Source organism: Parabacteroides sp. PF5-9 (assembly GCF_029893105.1).
In the GTDB taxonomy this organism is placed as follows: Bacteria; Bacteroidota; Bacteroidia; order Bacteroidales; family Tannerellaceae; genus JARXWG01.
The window spans coordinates 63476-80584 of sequence record NZ_JARXWG010000015.1 but is presented as its reverse complement, the minus strand read 5'-3'; the positions used below and the strand labels follow the sequence as shown (position 1 = coordinate 80584).

15 protein-coding genes are annotated in these 17109 nt (G+C 42.9%); 4 read left to right on the top strand and 11 right to left on the bottom strand.

What is annotated here, in order from left to right:
• Positions 1–240: 240 nt before the first annotated feature.
• The 4 genes from M2135_RS09895 to M2135_RS09880 all read left to right on the top strand — a co-directional run bounded on the left by M2135_RS09895 (position 241) and on the right by M2135_RS09880 (position 5663).
• A complete protein-coding gene (locus tag M2135_RS09895) occupies positions 241–1251 on the top strand; it encodes a hypothetical protein (protein WP_280748339.1) in 1011 nt (336 codons plus the stop codon).
• Between the two features lie 130 nt (positions 1252–1381).
• Positions 1382–3100, top strand: a complete 1719-nt coding sequence (locus M2135_RS09890; protein ID WP_280748338.1) for an ABC transporter ATP-binding protein — start codon at positions 1382–1384, stop codon at positions 3098–3100.
• A gap of 10 nt (positions 3101–3110) precedes the next feature.
• Positions 3111–4877, top strand: a complete 1767-nt coding sequence (locus M2135_RS09885; protein WP_280748337.1) for an ABC transporter ATP-binding protein — start codon at positions 3111–3113, stop codon at positions 4875–4877.
• 231 nt (positions 4878–5108) lie between these two features.
• On the top strand, positions 5109–5663 hold the full coding sequence (locus M2135_RS09880; RefSeq protein ID WP_280748336.1) for a phosphatase PAP2 family protein: 555 nt from the start codon (positions 5109–5111) through the stop codon (positions 5661–5663).
• A gap of 105 nt (positions 5664–5768) precedes the next feature.
• On the opposite strand, the gene M2135_RS09875 is transcribed toward M2135_RS09880, so the two are convergent.
• From M2135_RS09875 to M2135_RS09825, 11 genes are all read right to left on the bottom strand, one after another.
• Positions 5769–7103 carry an NADP-specific glutamate dehydrogenase gene (locus M2135_RS09875; protein ID WP_280748335.1) on the bottom strand — a complete coding sequence of 445 codons (1335 nt, stop codon included), beginning with the start codon at positions 7101–7103 and terminating at the stop codon, positions 5769–5771.
• Between the two features lie 165 nt (positions 7104–7268).
• The gene (locus M2135_RS09870; protein ID WP_280748334.1) at positions 7269–7451 is read right to left on the bottom strand and encodes a hypothetical protein; all 183 of its coding nucleotides are present in this window, start codon (positions 7449–7451) and stop codon (positions 7269–7271) included.
• Between the two features lie 13 nt (positions 7452–7464).
• Positions 7465–7854, bottom strand: a complete 390-nt coding sequence (locus M2135_RS09865; RefSeq protein ID WP_280748333.1) for a DUF2007 domain-containing protein — start codon at positions 7852–7854, stop codon at positions 7465–7467.
• A gap of 70 nt (positions 7855–7924) precedes the next feature.
• Positions 7925–10243 carry a TonB-dependent receptor gene (locus M2135_RS09860; protein ID WP_280748332.1) on the bottom strand — a complete coding sequence of 773 codons (2319 nt, stop codon included), beginning with the start codon at positions 10241–10243 and terminating at the stop codon, positions 7925–7927.
• An 87-nt stretch (positions 10244–10330) separates the two neighbouring features.
• Complete coding sequence (locus tag M2135_RS09855) at positions 10331–10909, bottom strand: response regulator transcription factor (protein ID WP_280748331.1); 579 nt, start codon at positions 10907–10909, stop codon at positions 10331–10333.
• Between the two features lie 7 nt (positions 10910–10916).
• Positions 10917–11618, bottom strand: a complete 702-nt coding sequence (locus tag M2135_RS09850) for a helix-turn-helix transcriptional regulator (protein ID WP_280748330.1) — start codon at positions 11616–11618, stop codon at positions 10917–10919.
• Positions 11619–11624: 6 nt separating this feature from the next.
• Entirely contained in the window at positions 11625–12572 is a 948-nt protein-coding gene (locus M2135_RS09845) for a sugar phosphate isomerase/epimerase family protein (protein WP_280748329.1), read from the bottom strand.
• A gap of 9 nt (positions 12573–12581) precedes the next feature.
• A complete protein-coding gene (locus M2135_RS09840; protein WP_280748328.1) occupies positions 12582–13985 on the bottom strand; it encodes a Gfo/Idh/MocA family oxidoreductase in 1404 nt (467 codons plus the stop codon).
• Positions 13986–14028: 43 nt separating this feature from the next.
• Complete coding sequence (locus tag M2135_RS09835) at positions 14029–15621, bottom strand: SUMF1/EgtB/PvdO family nonheme iron enzyme (RefSeq protein ID WP_280748327.1); 1593 nt, start codon at positions 15619–15621, stop codon at positions 14029–14031.
• 341 nt (positions 15622–15962) lie between these two features.
• A complete protein-coding gene (locus M2135_RS09830) occupies positions 15963–16286 on the bottom strand; it encodes a four-helix bundle copper-binding protein (RefSeq protein WP_280748326.1) in 324 nt (107 codons plus the stop codon).
• A gap of 376 nt (positions 16287–16662) precedes the next feature.
• Positions 16663–17013: a DUF2200 domain-containing protein gene (locus M2135_RS09825; protein WP_280748325.1), complete on the bottom strand. Its 351-nt coding sequence runs from the start codon at positions 17011–17013 to the stop codon at positions 16663–16665.
• Positions 17014–17109 lie beyond the last annotated feature (96 nt).

The following is a 17109-nucleotide window of genomic DNA, read 5'->3' as shown; positions in this document are numbered from 1 at the left end:
AAGAGGAGCGTAGCGGATCGACTCATGGGGTGGGTGAATAGATACCTGTGTTCTATTTGAGTATTAAAAATAGTTAAAAACAACGATTCTCTAATCAAAACAACCGATTTGACTGTTATTAGTCTGTATCCGTCAAATGTATCTTGTGTAATTTGATACAAGGCCGATCCAGCGATATCCGTGTGCGCTTTTTATAAGCAAAAATTTATGAGTATTTTTTTAGAAAATCATTTTAATGACATGAAAAGAAAGAGTATCTACACCACTACTATGCTGTTTATAGCATATCTGTTATCAACACCCCTGATTATAGCAAATATCCACACAGGGGAATCGAATGAATTTAATCTGGTCAATGAAACTACCACAGAAGAAGGTAGCCGTATGAATAAGTCTATATTAGAAGGCTTTGTGAATACCTTGTCTACACTTGATCTGAGTCAATATACAGAAGCATCTGCGGCGGTATTTCGTGATGCTTTTGAGGAGGCCCGTATCATTCTGGCAACCGACGAGTCCAAACTAACATCAACAGCTGTTGAGGATGCGTATGTTAAACTGAAAAACGCAGTAGAGGGATTGGAAAGTATTAGTGTAAGCAAAAATTTATTATTCAATATTATTACATACGTTGAAACAGAGCTTCAGGATGAAACTATTTATACAGAGAATTCATACAATCAGGTATCCATTCGATTTGCTGAAGCTAAGGCGGTAGCTGATAATTCTGCAGTGACACAAGTGCAGGTCGATAATGTTGTACATGGATTGTTAGACGCCATACAACAGCTGTCTAAGGTTGCAGATAAGAGCCGGTTGGAAGCTGCGATAGCTGAAGCTGAGGTGTTTGTATTCAATAAGACCTATACAGCAGACAGCTGGGAATTTTTCCAGGAGGCATTAGACCATGTTAAATATCTGCTTAAAAATATACGAAACTGTTCGGAGTTGGATAGTTCGAACGGCATAAATAGATTAAACGAAGCAATGGTCAATTTAGACCCTGCTGTGGATAAAGCACCCACTCTTACGGGTGTAGACAATGCGAAGCAAACGGGCTATCAGCTTCAGGCTTATAACGGATATCTGCAAATCGAATCATATATCCCTTTGCAAATAAAAGTCTATGGTATAACCGGACAATTGTATACACAATGCTGTGTACAGGAAGGAACGACGACTATAGAGTTGCTCAAGGGCATTCATCTGGTACAATTAAACGACAGAATACATAAAATCGTGATGAGATAAATAAGCCGTTTTTTTATACCCGGCAGACCAGCTGTTCGATCGACAATAAATTTAATTACCTTTGTCGACCAAACAGGGTTGAGTAAAACAAAGCATAAAGACGACTCCTGGTCGTCTTTTTTTTATTTCAATGAGTAGATACTGGCAAATACTTCGTAAATACAGGGGAAATCTGTTGATTAGTCCGCTGTTGGTGTTGATTGGTGTTGTTGCCGAAACGATCCAGCCTTATTTCATGTCGCAGATTGTGGATGATGGAATTATGCGTAGTGATTTGTCGGTCATCACCCGAACCGGCATTTTAATGCTCGTAGCTTCTGTTATCGGATTAATTGCAAGTGTGATCAATATCTATGTCTCTTCGAAAACCTCGATTGGTTTTGGGACAGATCTGCGTACAGCGCTTTTTGGGAAAATTCAACAACTGGCCTTTCCTGACATCGACCGGTTCAGTTCGGCTTCGCTGATTACCCGTCTGACCAATGATGTTACCCGTATTCAACAGGTTATAATGATGGGGATGCGTATCATGTTACGTGCTCCTATGATGCTGGTTATGGCGGTGTTTTTTATTATCAGTATCAATGCAGATTTGGCAATCATCTTAGCAGCTTCAATACCACTATTGGGAATCAGTATTTTTATTATACTCTATAAAGGATTTCCGTTGTTTATGGTGGTGCAGCAGAAGATTGATGCACTGAATAGTGTTGTCAGAGAGAATCTGATCAATATCCGGGTGGTCAAATCATTTGTGCGGGAGGATTTTGAAACGCAAAAATTTGTACGTAATAGCGAAGAACTTCGTGATATAGTAATCAAAGCATCTAACATCATTGTGTCTATTTTTCCTGTGATGCATTTGATCATGAACCTATCGATCCTGGCTATATTATGGTTTGGAGGGAGTAAGGTGATTTCCGAAGAGTTGAAGGTCGGCGAATTGATCTCCTTTGTCAATTACCTGATGCAGATCTTGATGTCGCTGATGATGTTGTCGATGGTCATTATGACTTTTGCCAGAGCATCGGCCTCTTCCGAACGTATCGTGGAGGTGCTGGAAGCGGAACCTTCACTGAAAGATTTCTCACACGCATCCAACGATCGGGTCAAGCGGGGTGATATCACTTTCCATCATGTCTCTTTCCGGTATAGCGGTGGAGAGAATGATGTATTGAAAGATATCAATTTCCATGTTGCTGCCGGAGAGACAATTGCGGTTGTCGGTTCGACAGGATCGGCCAAATCATCCATGGTGCAGCTTATTCCCCGTTTATATGATGCCACTGCGGGAGAAGTACTTATCGACGGGGTGGATGTCAAAACATATCCACAACAGGCCTTGCATGAAGCGGTCGGAATGGTGTTGCAGAAAAACGAACTTTTCTCCGGAACGATTCTGGAGAACCTCCGGTGGGGCGACCAAGAAGCCTCTTTCGAACAGGTGGTTGAGGCCGCAAAAGCAGCAGAAGCGCATGAGTTCATTCTCTCTTTCAATGAAGGGTATGAGACCGTGCTCGGACGGGGGGGCGTGAATGTCTCGGGCGGACAGAAGCAACGGTTGTGTATCGCACGTGCCCTGTTGCGAAAACCCAAAATCTTGATTTTAGACGATAGTACCAGCGCCGTAGACAGTGAGACCGAACTTAAGATACGTCGCAATCTGAACAGTCTGTTTGCACAAACAACGGTTTTTATCATCACCCAGCGTATTCACACCATGCAGTCTGCCGACCGGGTGATCGTACTGGAAGATGGCGAGATTGATGCCATGGGAACTCCGGAGGAGTTACTACAATCGTCGAAGATCTATCAGGAGATTTATCATTCACAACAATTGAGTCAATAGAAGAGGAGGGATGGCGCACGGGGATAAATATAAGGCGAGCGGTAAACCGAAAGAGACAAAAAAGACACTCTTCCGGATGATGACCTATTTGCGGCAGGACAACAAACTGTTGGTGGTCATCGGACTGCTGATTCTTGTAGAGATCGCCAGTAGCTTGCTGGGGTCGTATATGTTGCGTCCGATTATCAACGACTATATTATTCCCGGGGACTTCAGCGGATTAATCGATGCGCTTATTCTTTTGGGCGTTATTTACCTGTCGGGAGTCGCCGCCATGTGGGTGCAGTACCGTTTGTTGAACGATATCGGACAAAATACGGTCACACGCATACGTGCCGATCTTTTCCGACAGATGGAACATCTTCCATTAAACTATTTTGACACCCATCAACATGGCGATCTGATGAGCCGCTATACCAATGATATCGATCGTATCAGTGATGCCTTGACGGATAGCCTGGCAGAGATTCTCTTTAGTATGTTTACGCTGATCGGTATATTCACTATGATGCTTTATATCAGTCCGATATTGACCATTGTCGCATTGATCACTATCCCTCTGATGTTTCTGAGTGCACATCTTATCGTCAAACGCAGCCGGAAATATTTTAAAGCGCAACAGGCGGCACTGGGGGATATCAACGGGTATATCGAAGAGATGATCAGCGGACAGAAAGTGATTAAGCTTTTCGGACATGAACAGAAGGTGGAAGCCGATTTTGACCTGTTAAACAAAGACCTGAACGATAAGTCGCAACATGCCCAGTTTTATTCGGGATTGATGATGCCTGTGATGCAGAATCTGAATACACTCAACTATGTGGTATTGACCATCGTCGGAGGGTTACTTGCTATTTTCAGAGGGTTTGATGTCGGTGGACTGGCTGCATTCCTGCAATATTCGCGGCAATTCGGACGACCGATCAATCAATTGGCCAGTCTTTATAATAGTATTCAGGCCGCCATGGCTGGTGCCGAACGGATCTTCCAGGTCATCGATGAAGCGCCGGAACCGATCGATCGTCCGGATGCGATTACGCTTGAAAAGATCGATGGCGATGTTCGGATGGAACAGGTCGTTTTTGGGTATGATCCAGAAAAGACCATCCTGAAAGGGATCTCCCTGCATGCCCGGCCTGGCTGTAAAATTGCGCTGGTAGGCACCACAGGAGCAGGGAAGACAACCATCATGAATCTGTTGCCCCGCTTTTATGATATCCAATCCGGTGAGATTAAAATCGATGATCACCCTATTGGTACGATCAGACGTGACAGTCTGCGTTCGTCGATGGCGATCGTGTTACAAGATACCCACCTGTTTACCGGAAGTGTGCGGGAGAATATCCGCTTCGGACGATTGGATGCGACAGATGAAGAGGTGGTTGAGGCGGCTAAACTGACAGCTGCCCATTCGTTTATTAAACGGTTGCCGCACGGTTATGATACCTTATTGGAAAATGACGGTGCCAACCTGAGTCAGGGGCAACGCCAGTTATTGAACATCGCACGTGCCGCGGTGGCCGATCCTTCGATTTTACTGTTGGATGAAGCGACCAGTAATATCGATACGCGTAGTGAGATGTTGATTCAGAAAGGTCTGGATCAATTAATGGAAGGGCGTACAAGCCTGATTATTGCCCATCGGTTGTCGACTATTCGTAACGCTCACCTCATTCTGGTACTGGAGGATGGCGAGATCATTGAGCGGGGGAATCACGAAGAGTTACTTGCGCAACAAGGAAAATATTTCTCGCTTTATCAGGAACAATTCCGTTAGATCAGAATCGTATTTTTTGTGGAATGAAGATTCGTTTGACAATTGTCAAACGATGGTTCTATAATTATCAAATGATCATTCCATAATTGTGAAACGATCATTCGACAATTGTCAAATGAATTTTTCATCGAAAAAAAACAGGGAAAATAGGGGCTCTTTTTCGGAATCGTATGAAAAGGGAAGAGATAATATTTGCGGGTGATATACGTTTTAGAGAATAAGACTTAAAAAATGAAACAGCAATTAGTGATATGTCTGCTCCTCTTCGCTTTCGCGTTACAGGCGCAACAGGTTGAATTATCCGGTAGCCGGAAAGCGGTTAAAACGTCCAGTGATATTATGGTGACCGTGACTCCATTGGCTTGTATCACAACCGTTTTGCTCTTACAGGATTGGGAGGGAATGAAACAAGGTGCTTTTGCGGCGGCTACAACGATTGGTGTTTCTTACGCTTTGAAATACCTGGTCGACAAAGAGCGTCCGGATCGGAGTGACAACCGTTCATTCCCGTCGTTACATACCTCCGTTGCTTTTACCGGAGCCACATTTATCCAGAAGCGATACGGATGGAAATGGGGGATTCCGGCTTATGTGGTTGCGTCGTATGTTGGTTGGAGCCGAACCTATGCTAAAAAACATGATTGGTGGGATGTTGCTGCAGGAGCAGTGCTGGGTGTTGGAAGTGGTTATCTGTTTACCCGTCCTTTTGCCGACAAGTATAACCTGTCGGTCAGTCCCGTTGCCGGAAATGGGGGGTATGGTATTTATGCGTCGCTTCGGTTTTGAAAGGATCAACGGGAGATTGTGTAAAACGGGCTTGTCTCAACATAAAAAAAGGAATTGACCATTGGCCAACTCCTTTTCTATACATGATCAAAAACAAATAACTTTTTATAAAATACCTTGCGCCATCATCGCTTTGGATACTTTCATAAATCCGGCAATGTTGGCTCCTTTTACATAGTCGACGTATCCGTCGGGTTGTGTGCCGTATTTGGTACATTGTCCGTGAATGGATTGCATAATGCTTTTCAGTTTTTCATCCACCTCTTCACGTGTCCAACTCAGTTTCATCGCGTTTTGTGTCATCTCCAAACCGGAAGTGGCTACCCCTCCTGCATTGGCTGCTTTCCCCGGAGCATACAAGATTTTTGCTTCAAGGAATGCATCGATCGCATCAGGTGTAGAAGGCATATTCGCTCCTTCCGATACGGCAAAACATCCGTTGGCCAGAAGTGTTTTGGCATCTTCGCCGGTGAGCTCGTTCTGAGTCGCACTTGGCAGAGCGATATCACATTTTTCACCCCATGGACGAGCGCCTTCGACATATTTACAGTTGTATTTTTCAGCATATTCTTTGATACGACCCCGGTAGAGGTTTTTCAGTTCCATGATATAAGCCAGCTTTTCACGATCGATTCCTTCCGGATCATAGATATACCCGTTGGAGTCGGATAATGTAACCACTTTCGCTCCCAGTTCGATTAATTTTTCAACTGTATATTGAGCAACGTTTCCTGAGCCGGAAACAGCAACCACTTTCCCTTTGATATCGATCTTACGTGTTTTCAACATTTCCAATAGGAAGTACACATTCCCGTAACCGGTCGCTTCGGGGCGAACTAATGAACCACCGAACTCAATCCCTTTGCCTGTGAATGTTCCGGTATTTTCGCGTGCTAATTTTTTATACATGCCATACATGTAAGCCACTTCGCGTCCGCCTACACCGATATCACCTGCCGGAACGTCTGTGTCCGGACCGATGTTGCGCCACAATTCCAGCATAAGTGCCTGGCAAAAACGCATGATTTCAGCATTCGATTTACCTTTCGGATTGAAATCAGAACCTCCTTTACCGCCACCCATCGGGAGGGTGGTCAATGAGTTTTTGAATGTCTGTTCGAAAGCAAGGAATTTCAGAATCGAAAGATTCACAGAAGCGTGAAAGCGCATCCCCCCTTTATATGGACCAATTGCGTTGTTGTGCTGGATGCGGTAAGCCATATTGGTATGTACATTTCCTTTATCGTCTGTCCATGTCACACGGAAAGTAAAGATCCGATCAGGAATACAAAGACGTTCGATCAGATTGTTCTTTTCAAATTCAGGATGTTGATTGTAAACTTCTTCGATAGACCCTAAAACTTCAGCTACTGCCTGGTGATATTCCAACTCGTTGGGGAATCTTCTTTTTAAGTTGTCAAGAACTTCATTTGCTTTCATACGACTTCATTGTTTTATTATTGTTATACCCTATTGATATTTGCCTTATCAGACTTTTTTGACCGCACAAAGGTAAGGTAAAAATCATTATTAACAAATAAATGAAAGTAAAAAAGCAAAAAAAATGACATTTAGATAGATTTGTTTGCTAAAAACGAGTAAATGTTACTCATCGTTGTTTCTTCTGCTTTTATATAGAGGAACGAACACAATGATTGCTGAGGCGACTAAAGCGAATACGACGTTGAAGGTGATCTTTTCGCTGTAAGCAAGCAGCATGTAACACAATATGCCCCATAAGAGAATGATGCATACGGCTTGACTATTTGTTATTTTTCTACGTGCCATAGTTTACATTTGTCTAATTGGATACCAACAGGGAGTTGGCATAAATAAGTCCGGCGATAATAATTGCAATCAATAAAAAGAGGAGGAGGATCTGTTTTTCCAACGCGTAGTTGCGCAGAAAAGGAATATGCCGGGCCCAATTCGCTACGGCTTTGACCTGATCGGGTTGTTCGTCTTCACGCGGGATCTCATAACCATTATCCTGCATGATTTCGAGCGCTCTGGGGATATTACTCTCAAGGGTTTCTACACGTGCGCCACCAACATCCACGTAGCCGGCCATGACCTGGCTACTGAATTCATTGCGGATATAACAATCGATTCCTTCTGATTTTAACAAGGCGACCAATGTCTGTGCTTCTGCCGGATAGGTAAACCGGGCCAGCTCGACCATCTTTTCCATATTGATTTCCCTTTGGTTTCTACAAAGAAAGCCTTTTTTGCAGACGTAGACAAACCTCGGAGACTATTTCTTAGAAAGCAACAGAGACTTCGGCACCGATCTGGAACGGTTTTCCCAATTGCATAAACGTATTGCCAAGGGATTCGAAATAGAATGCGGAGTATTTGGTGTCGGTGATGTTGCGGCTCCAGACATTGAAATTAACAATGCCTTTCCGTACACCTGCTTTGGCATTTAATATCCCGTAAAAGTTCTGCGAGATATCGTTCTGTTCTGTCCAGTAAATATTTCCGTTACCCGAGAATTGTGCCGATACCGTAAATTGATCCAACCAGCAGCTGGATAGAAGTTTGGTATAATTTAATCCGACACTGAGTGTGTGGCGGGGAATATAAGGGATATAGTTTCCTTTGAAGTCCTCCAATCCATTATTGTAATCCCGGAAAGTGGAACGTGTATAACCATAATTTATATCGGAGGTCAAGCCGGGGAGTATAGATGCCCGTAATGTCGCTTCTATACCGAAACTTTTTGCTTTGCCGGCGTTGGTCAACATACGTCCTTCTCCTGAATTGACAAATTGAGTTAATTGCAGATCACGGATATCCATATAAAAGATAGTCAATTCGGAATGTAACCGATCCGGGATCAATTCACTTTTTACCCCTAACTCATAGTTCCAACTTTTCTCCGGTTTGTAGGCGGCTACATCTTCTATCGGCTGAGGAGCGACAGGTTTGACACTTTCCGGCATAAAATCTTTTAAAGAGGTCATCATATCATATTGCATCTGTGCCTGCATCACATCGGCAGACATTTGTACGTTATATCCGCCGGCTTTATACCCTTTCGCTATGGAGAAATAGGTGAATGTGCGCGGAGTACACTGATATTTCAGGGAGACTTTGGGTAATAGTTGCCAATAGTCTTGGGATGTTTTCAGATCGATGATGCTCGGTCCGTAGTATTCACTGAGATCCATCAAAACCATTCCGTTCGGAAGTGCGGCTACCAGGTTCATCTTTGCCGTAGCGTCGTATTCCAATCGTTGTTTTTCGTAATCCAAACGCACGCCGGCTGTGACGGAAAGGCCTTTTATAAACAGGTTATTGTAGGTCGATTGATGAAACAATGCCGCACCATAAGAGGGGGTCTCGAATGTGCCGGGGATATAAAGTGTTTCATCAGTCACTTTGAGTTTAATCGGCATGGCCGAACCGGCTCCGATTTGATCAAATACTTTCTCTTGCAAAATGATTCTGACCCCGTCTTCTTTAAAAGTCACAGGACCTTCCGTATGTAAATCGTTATGGAATCCATACAGTCCGAATGACCATTGGTAGTTGCTTGGGGTATTGCTTTTAATCGTAAACTCCTGACTGAACGCGTTTTGCTTTTGTTTCTGATTAAGGGTGAAAATAGAGAGCGTATCATAGTCCTGATCCATTTTCATATTGTCTTTCAGGTATTGATAGCCGGTTGTACTGGATAAAATGAATTGATCTGTACGGTATTCCATAAAAAGCTGATTTAACATCATCTTTCGGTTGTAATTGCTGGAATCATTGAGCATAACGGGATTAACGAGATCATTCTCTTTATCGTATTTGCCGTAAGGAAATGCGCCTTGGTCGGTATAATCTGCAGAAAACGTGTAGGCTAACGTGAAATTTGGTTTGATGCGCCAGTCGAACTTAAAACGTCCACCGACCGATTCAAGCCGGTCGGCTTTTCGCCCGGTATAGGCATTGGTAAAGAACCCGTCATTCCGGTCGTAATACCCACTGAGGGAAAGACCTACTGTCTCGCTTACTTTATTATAATGAGACGCTTTGGCTTTAAACTGTCCATAGTTCCCTCCGGAAACGGATAGTTTGGTTCCCTGGTAATTAAAAGGCGATAATGTATATATATTGATAATGCCACCCATCGCATTGCGCCCGTATAATGTTCCCTGAGGACCACGCAACACTTCTATCCGTTGGATATCCGTCAGTTCAAAATCCAATGTGCTTTTGTCCAGATACGGCACATTGTCGACATACAACCCGATCGACTGCCCACTGCTTCGTGCCCCTATACCGCGAATGTAAATCGCAGAGGTTAGTTTGGCTCCGTAATCCGGCATATAGAGATTGGGAACAAACGAACTGATATCTTTCAATGCGTCAATTTGTCGACCGGAGATCATCTGAGGGGTGAGAATGGTCACTGATCCGGGTAATACGCGCAGATCGTTTGTCTCTTTGGTAGAAGAGGTGACCACCACCTCATCGATATTGAATGTTCGGATGGTATCGTTTTTACTGGTGTTGATATGATCCGCTTTAACGGATAAAATGGAGGTTAACGACAAACAAAGAGATAGACACAAATAGCGCATATTCATTCTTTTTATTTTAGGAAATTATTCGGTTGCAAAATAAGTGCAAACAAGTGGTAATGACAATCACTAGATGTAGTGATTTTATAGTGACTATAACTCTATTTCATCGCCGGAAATAATCCCATTCATAATGGCGTAAAAGGTCAGTCCCGATACGGTTTTTATACCTAATTTGGATGTGATATTTTTTCGATGGGTCAATACGGTATTCAAACTGATATTTAGTCGCTCGGCAATCTCTTTATTCGTATGGCCTTTGACTATTAACTGGAGTACATCTGTTTCACGTGTCGAAAGCTCTTTATTCCCTTCCAAGGGGTTGGTATTGTTGGTCTCTTGTGTGAACAGTTGTTGGAGTTGTTCCAGAATCGTTTCCTGGGAAGAACAGCTATTGAGATTATTAAAACTATATTGCTCTCTTCTTTTTTCGTTACAGAACAAGACAACTGTTTTATTCCGGCGGGGAAGAAAAAAATCTGAATTAAAAACGAATGTTTCCGAATCCGTAAAATAGTAATCAAAAGTATCTTTTTGACTTTCGGAAAGCGTGTCAAAAGCGGTATAAAGGGTGATTTCGACAGGCATAAAAAAATCGGTCAGTATACTTTGCAAACCAATGCTTTGCAAGGTGTCCGACAAGATTATGGCTATTCGTTTTGTTCGACCCATCTTTCGGTTACTTACATAATTCCTCCATTGCCGTAACCATAGGGGTGAGTATACGATAGCGGATACGGTTGTGTTGCCTCATGTCTTTTTCCAGGCTGTTAATGGCAAAAATAACGGCATAACACAAATTATCATCATATTCACCGGACAGGTGTTTGATGATGATGCTTTTTAAGTCGGCCAACAAGGCTTCTAAAGGATCTTCCGGGGATATGGACGACGCAAGATGATATTCCTGTCGGATTGGAGTCTGCTCTTCTTTGATTTTTTCGATTAAGGAGAGGCCATACGGAAACCACTCTTTTTCATCATTGGAGATCCGCATAAGCAGTTCTTCTTTAAATGATGAGAAAAAGCGTCCGATCAAATTAAGGCTATTGTTTCCCTGGGCAGATATAAATAAATTCAGATGACGTTCTATATTTGGCAACTGATACCGTAAATAATAGTGGTTGGTCTTGGTCAGATAGTCTATTATCTGTGATGCATGGAATGTTTGTAACTTCTTTTCAGGGAAGTACTCTTCATTCAAAAAGGTATTGATCATGGTTAAAAAGAAATCCGTATCCAACCCCTGTTCTTCACAAATGGTTTTGACCGATTTATCTCCCAGTCCCAGACGAATACCAAATCGGTTGATCACAGGAATGAGTGAGGGGTACTCTTCGACCACCTCACTCAACTGTATGTTAGGATATACTAAAGGCATCTGTTTTTATGCTTGTTCCCACTGTTCGCGTAAAAGTGCGAGTGCTGCAGGAACAACAGTAGCGCGGTCACCCTGGCAGCCACATTCAAAACTGACATACTTATCATATCCGATCATTTTCAGACCTTTGAATCCGTCGATGTAATTGTCGGCATCTCCGTCTTCTCCCGGCATACTGCGCCGTTTGCGACTGGCAACATGTACATGCTGCAGATACTCTTTTCCGGCAGAGATGAAAGCGCCTTTGTCGGATGCTTCTTCCCAGGTCATATGCCAGAAATCGCCCATGCAACGCACGCCCGGATTGTTGATATCCCGACAAAGAGAAGCGGCATCAGCCACCTGACGAAGATAAAAACACTCTCTTCTGTTCAGCGGTTCGAAGATCACTGTGGTTCCCTGTTGGTGGGCAAAATTCCCCATTTCGTTGAACTGCTCACACAAAAAGTCGCGTGTCTCCTGTGTATGAGGTAATACCGGTGTCTGATGATTGAATGCCGGAACGATAATCACTCCTGTCGAACCTAATTCTCCGGCTGCGGTTATGATCTCTTTCATCGTGTCCATACACTCTTTGCGAATGGCCGGATCAGTCGAAAGGATAAACCCTTTGAATCCGGCACATATCGCACTGACTTGGATATTCCGACCCTTAAGCGCTTCTTTAATCTCAGGCACACGTTCGCCTAACCGGCCGCCGCCAGGTTCAAACCCAACAACACCATGTGTTTCCATAAAGTCGAATTTCTCATTCAGGTTTTCACCCGGAGCGATTCCCTCTTGGAAAGAGATTTTTAATTCAGCGTTTGCATGAGCCGTACAGCACGCCTTCGATTCTTCAGCTTCCTGATTGCCCGATTTAGGGGAGCAGGCTGTTAACGCCGTACCGCTTAAGGTGGCCACAGCCGCTCCGGATAGTGTCGTTTGTAGAAAACGTCTTCTATTTATAGACATATGCTCTTGTTATTTTTTCGCCAATGGTTGACCCGGTACCTGAACGGTGAATGAACTCATATCCATTTTACCCATATTCAAGTCTTTCGGCATATAATCCAATGGTGAAGCTGTCATTGCTTCCCAAGTTACGGCAGCTCCGGTATAAGCCGATTCGCGTCCCATGATGGCAGCCATATTTGAAATTGCTGTTTCTGATGCCTGATCGATCGGTTTTTTACTACGGATATGGTTGATCCAGTTCACATGCTCCAGGGTATATGGATCGTACTGTTTGAAGTTCGCTTTTTCAGCTTCGAAATCGTATTTCCACACTTCATTTCCGGCAAGGTCTCTGATCACTGCATTATTCCCGCTATCGGTAGTCAATGAACCTTTTGTCCCTTGGATAAATTCACTGACATTCGTTGCTGTTCCGTCCATCTGACGACACATACTATGCATGTGAATACCATTTTCCATGGTAAAGTCAACACTGAAATTATCGTATTGGTCACCGGTTATACGACGCTGACGTGAGCCGAAACCTACAGCTTGTACTGGTTTTAAACCGCTAAACCATGTGAATACGTCGATATTATGCACATGTTGTTCCACGATATGGTCGCCCGAAAGCCATTTCCAGTTTACCCAGTCTTTGATCATCCACTCACAATCGTTCCAACCCGGTTTGCGTTCATTGAACCAAAGCATATTCTGATTCCAGTAAACGATACCTCCGGTAATTTCTCCGATAGCACCTTCCATCACTTTCTGGTATGCAGCGACATAGTTCCGTTGGTGATGACGTTGTGTTCCTGTGATCACACACAGATTTTTGGCTTGTGCCTGACGTGCTGTTGCAACAATCATACGATAACCTACCGGGTCTACACAGATCGGTTTTTCCAAGAAAGAGTGTTTTCCTTTTTCCGTTGCATATTGGAAATGAATCGGACGGAAATTGGGAGGAGTAGCAATAATGACTACATCTACACCGCTGTCTATCAGTTGTTTGTAAGCATCCAATCCTGCAAAACGCATATTTTCAGGAATATCAATTCCTTTTTGTTCTTTCAGTTTACCAGCCAAGGTATCGATACGGTCCTTAAAGGTATCGCATAATGCGGTAATGGTAACGCCATTACCGGCATTCAGCCAGTTAAATGCGGCACCTGATCCACGACCGCCGCAACCAATGATACCGGCTTTTAACTCTTGTCCGTCATTCGCAAAGTCAACCAGGTTAGGTACATAATACGATCCGGGTTCTTTCAATGGTTTATTTGCAATAGCACCTCCGGCTTTGCCTTCTGCTCCACCGCAGGAGGTCAATACACCTGCAGCACTACCTGTTCCGATAGCACCTACTGCTCCGGCTAAAGCTGAGCTTTTCAAAAAAGATCTTCTACTGATACTGTTTTCCTTTTTCATGATGATGTGTTTTAATAAGTACTTATAGTGTAAAGTTAATAGATTATCGAGCCCCTATAGATGGATCCGGTTCGCATACCACACGGAAACCTATTCCGCGGATGTCGGAGTACCACCAGATGCTTTTGGGTTGTTGCGGGTCGGTTCTTAACCAAGCTTCATGTTTCGTATAATCACGAGCAGCCGCACGTACATCTGCCGCATCGGAGGTGTAATTACCTCCACGTACAACATACTCCTCTCCGGTGGTGATCAACGGGTCTGTCACATGTGTGCCACTCTTTGTATATGCTTCTGGATCGTATTTGTCTGCACAATACTCCATCACATTTCCCAACATATTTTTTAATCCGAACGGATTGGGTTTAACCATATCCGGTTCTTGTGTTTTATTTTTACTGTTCTTACTATAGATCACATATGAACTGATACTATCTGTTTTTGCATCAAAGAATTTCCGCCAGAAACCTTGATCGGAAAAATCTTTCGGACTACCCGGGAAGAAGTAAGGTGTTTCTGTTCCGCCTCGTGCTGCATATTCCCATTCCGCTTCGGTCGGAAGGCGATATTTTTTGCCTGTTTTCAAGGATAACCATTGACAGAATGTTTCGGCAGCATAATGTGTCATTGTTATGGCCGGACGGTTACCGCTACCCCATCCCTGATCCGGTAAACCAAATGGAGGTGTCGGTCCTGAAATGGCATCTACATCAGCACGGCTGTTGTTGGCATACACCGCTTCCGGCGGGGTACGTCCTTCACTCATCGTATTGCCGTAAAATGCCCAGAACATATCCCAGGTGACCTCGACTTCAGCCATGAAAAAAGGAGCGACCGTCACCGAACGCACAGGTGCCTCATCCTGTTTATGGAAAGGTTCTTCAGCTGTACTGCCCATTTGAAAAGTACCTCCCGGAACAGCTTTCATATTGAAAGCAATAAGCGATCCGGGTATTTGTTCGGTATAATGGGTAAACGAGGTGACCGGTGTTGCTTCTTTAAAGAATAGACTGGTATCAACGGGTGCATTCGATGTGCCCGCTCCAGGTATTCCTGTCATTTTCGAATGGCTGTAATTGGGGTTGTAATGTCCTGCGTCGAGGTGACAACTGATACATTGCAGGTCTAATTTCTTCTCATTTTCATCATAGTAAAGATGCGCGGTGATCCCGTCGTCGGTAATTCCTGCAGGAAACAGATTGGTGTGACACTCTTTACAGGAAGCATTGGGAATATATTTTACGGCATGTTCCAACTCCGATTTCGTCTCCCAGTTAAAATCAATACTGTCTTTGGTCAGATATCCCCATAAGTCTTTTATGCCCAATTGCGCTTTGGCCGAATAATGATCCCAAGTATGGTTGCGTGGAGGAAGATGACAATCGACACAATGCACGGTCACTCCACTGCCATTGTTGACATGTTTGGAGAGTTTCCAACTGTCTTCTACATGCGGATGCACATGACAGACCATACATGACTCATCTGTAGATAAATAGATAGAAACATTGTATGTGCCGATCATAATAGCGGCACCAAGTATCAATCCTAAACATAAAATAAATAGTTTTCCTCTGAAAAAGCCTCTTTTTTTTCCTGTGGATGAATAGCGGTTTGTTAATCTGTTAGCAGCCATTTGTTTTCCAGTGTAGTTTTTTGTAAAAAATCGTATTAAATTAGAAAATCGGCAATAAAAGTAGCATAAACCTTTCAATTAAAGAAAGAAAAAGCGATCTAATTGTCGAAAAAGATGTACCTAAATGTACTTTTTAACGGCATGAATTTCATCCTTTAATGTGAATTTCAGTAAAAACACACTCTCTATTTAATGTGTTTTTATAAATCTCACTCCGAAAGCGTCCCGAGTTGGGCGCATGAACTGCCGTTATATAGAGGGTTCTTTGGCTGTTTAATAAAAAAAAGACCATTTCTTATACTGAAACGGTCTTCGATCTATCTAAAATAATCCGAAAGAATTTACATGAAATAGGTGCATGCCTCGGCACATTCTTCACACGCTTTGGCGCATTGCTGACAATGATCGTTCGCATGTTTTTTACATTCGGCAGCACATTTTTTACACGCTTTGGCGCAAACCACCAATACTTCTTTACTGAAAAAGCTGCTTGAGGTAATCGTTGATAAGGTAATCCCACATATTTCTGCACAGGTTTTATTTAACCTGATGCATGTTTTCATCTTCTCCATATCAGAATCGTCAAGACATGCATTTAAGCAAAGATTGCACTTCGCCTGACAGGCTGCCAGTTTCTGTGTCAATAAAAGCATTTTGTCTTCCATCTTTTTTCTCTTTTTGTCAAAACCTGTATATATTAAAACAAACAAAAAGAGAAATTGTTCGGGGGAATGTGTTAAAAAGTTTATAATTGTGCGTGTATGGAAAATTCTGATACTTTTTTTGCATATATCTGATGGTTTATTTGTTTCTCTTGAAACACTTTTGTGTTAGAGGTACCTCTAAATTATTTTAGACGTACCTCTAAACAGATTTACACCTACCTCTAAATTCATTTAGAGGTACGTCTAACAGAAAACAGACCTACGTGTAACAGAAAAACGAATAATATGTAACAAAAAAGTGGACAGGATGCAGCATAAAAACAGTCGGTATGCTGTTTTTATACCTATCGGATAAAGCCGGAAATAGATGTTGATTTTACTCCCTTAATATTTTCTCAATGGCTTTACCTTTAGCCAGTTCGTCAATCAACTTATCTAAATAGCGGATTTTTTGCATGAGTGTGTCCTTGATCTCTTCTACCCGATGGCCACAAATAACACCGGTGATTTTTGAAATATTCGGATTCATTCGAGGAGCCTGGGCAAAAAAAGTTTCCAAATCGGTGTTGTTATCGATTTGTTGCTGCAGTGTTTGTTCGTTATAACCTGTCATCCAGAAAATAACCGTGTCTACTTCTGTTTTTGTACGCCCTTTTTTCTCTACTTTCTGTATATACAACGGATAGATACTTGCAAAAGGATAGGTGAAAATTTTCGGTTTATTCATTTTGTAGTAAGATTATTACATATTAAAGGAACTATTGCCAAACTTAGACAAAAAAGACTATTCTTTTATGCGACTGGCTTATAAATAGCATATTTT

Bases quoted from the DNA above. Each gene is read 5' to 3' on its own strand.
- M2135_RS09895 (WP_280748339.1), top strand. From the start codon at position 241: ATGAAAAGAAAGAGTATCTACACCACTACTATGCTGTTTATAGCATAT.
- M2135_RS09890 (WP_280748338.1), top strand. From the start codon at position 1,382: ATGAGTAGATACTGGCAAATACTTCGTAAATACAGGGGAAATCTGTTG.
- M2135_RS09885 (WP_280748337.1), top strand. From the start codon at position 3,111: ATGGCGCACGGGGATAAATATAAGGCGAGCGGTAAACCGAAAGAGACA.
- M2135_RS09880 (WP_280748336.1), top strand. From the start codon at position 5,109: ATGAAACAGCAATTAGTGATATGTCTGCTCCTCTTCGCTTTCGCGTTA.
- M2135_RS09875 (WP_280748335.1), bottom strand. From the start codon at position 7,103: ATGAAAGCAAATGAAGTTCTTGACAACTTAAAAAGAAGATTCCCCAAC.
- M2135_RS09870 (WP_280748334.1), bottom strand. From the start codon at position 7,451: ATGGCACGTAGAAAAATAACAAATAGTCAAGCCGTATGCATCATTCTC.
- M2135_RS09865 (WP_280748333.1), bottom strand. From the start codon at position 7,854: ATGGAAAAGATGGTCGAGCTGGCCCGGTTTACCTATCCGGCAGAAGCA.
- M2135_RS09860 (WP_280748332.1), bottom strand. From the start codon at position 10,243: ATGAATATGCGCTATTTGTGTCTATCTCTTTGTTTGTCGTTAACCTCC.
- M2135_RS09855 (WP_280748331.1), bottom strand. From the start codon at position 10,909: ATGGGTCGAACAAAACGAATAGCCATAATCTTGTCGGACACCTTGCAA.
- M2135_RS09850 (WP_280748330.1), bottom strand. From the start codon at position 11,618: ATGCCTTTAGTATATCCTAACATACAGTTGAGTGAGGTGGTCGAAGAG.
- M2135_RS09845 (WP_280748329.1), bottom strand. From the start codon at position 12,572: ATGTCTATAAATAGAAGACGTTTTCTACAAACGACACTATCCGGAGCG.
- M2135_RS09840 (WP_280748328.1), bottom strand. From the start codon at position 13,985: ATGAAAAAGGAAAACAGTATCAGTAGAAGATCTTTTTTGAAAAGCTCA.
- M2135_RS09835 (WP_280748327.1), bottom strand. From the start codon at position 15,621: ATGGCTGCTAACAGATTAACAAACCGCTATTCATCCACAGGAAAAAAA.
- M2135_RS09830 (WP_280748326.1), bottom strand. From the start codon at position 16,286: ATGGAAGACAAAATGCTTTTATTGACACAGAAACTGGCAGCCTGTCAG.
- M2135_RS09825 (WP_280748325.1), bottom strand. From the start codon at position 17,013: ATGAATAAACCGAAAATTTTCACCTATCCTTTTGCAAGTATCTATCCG.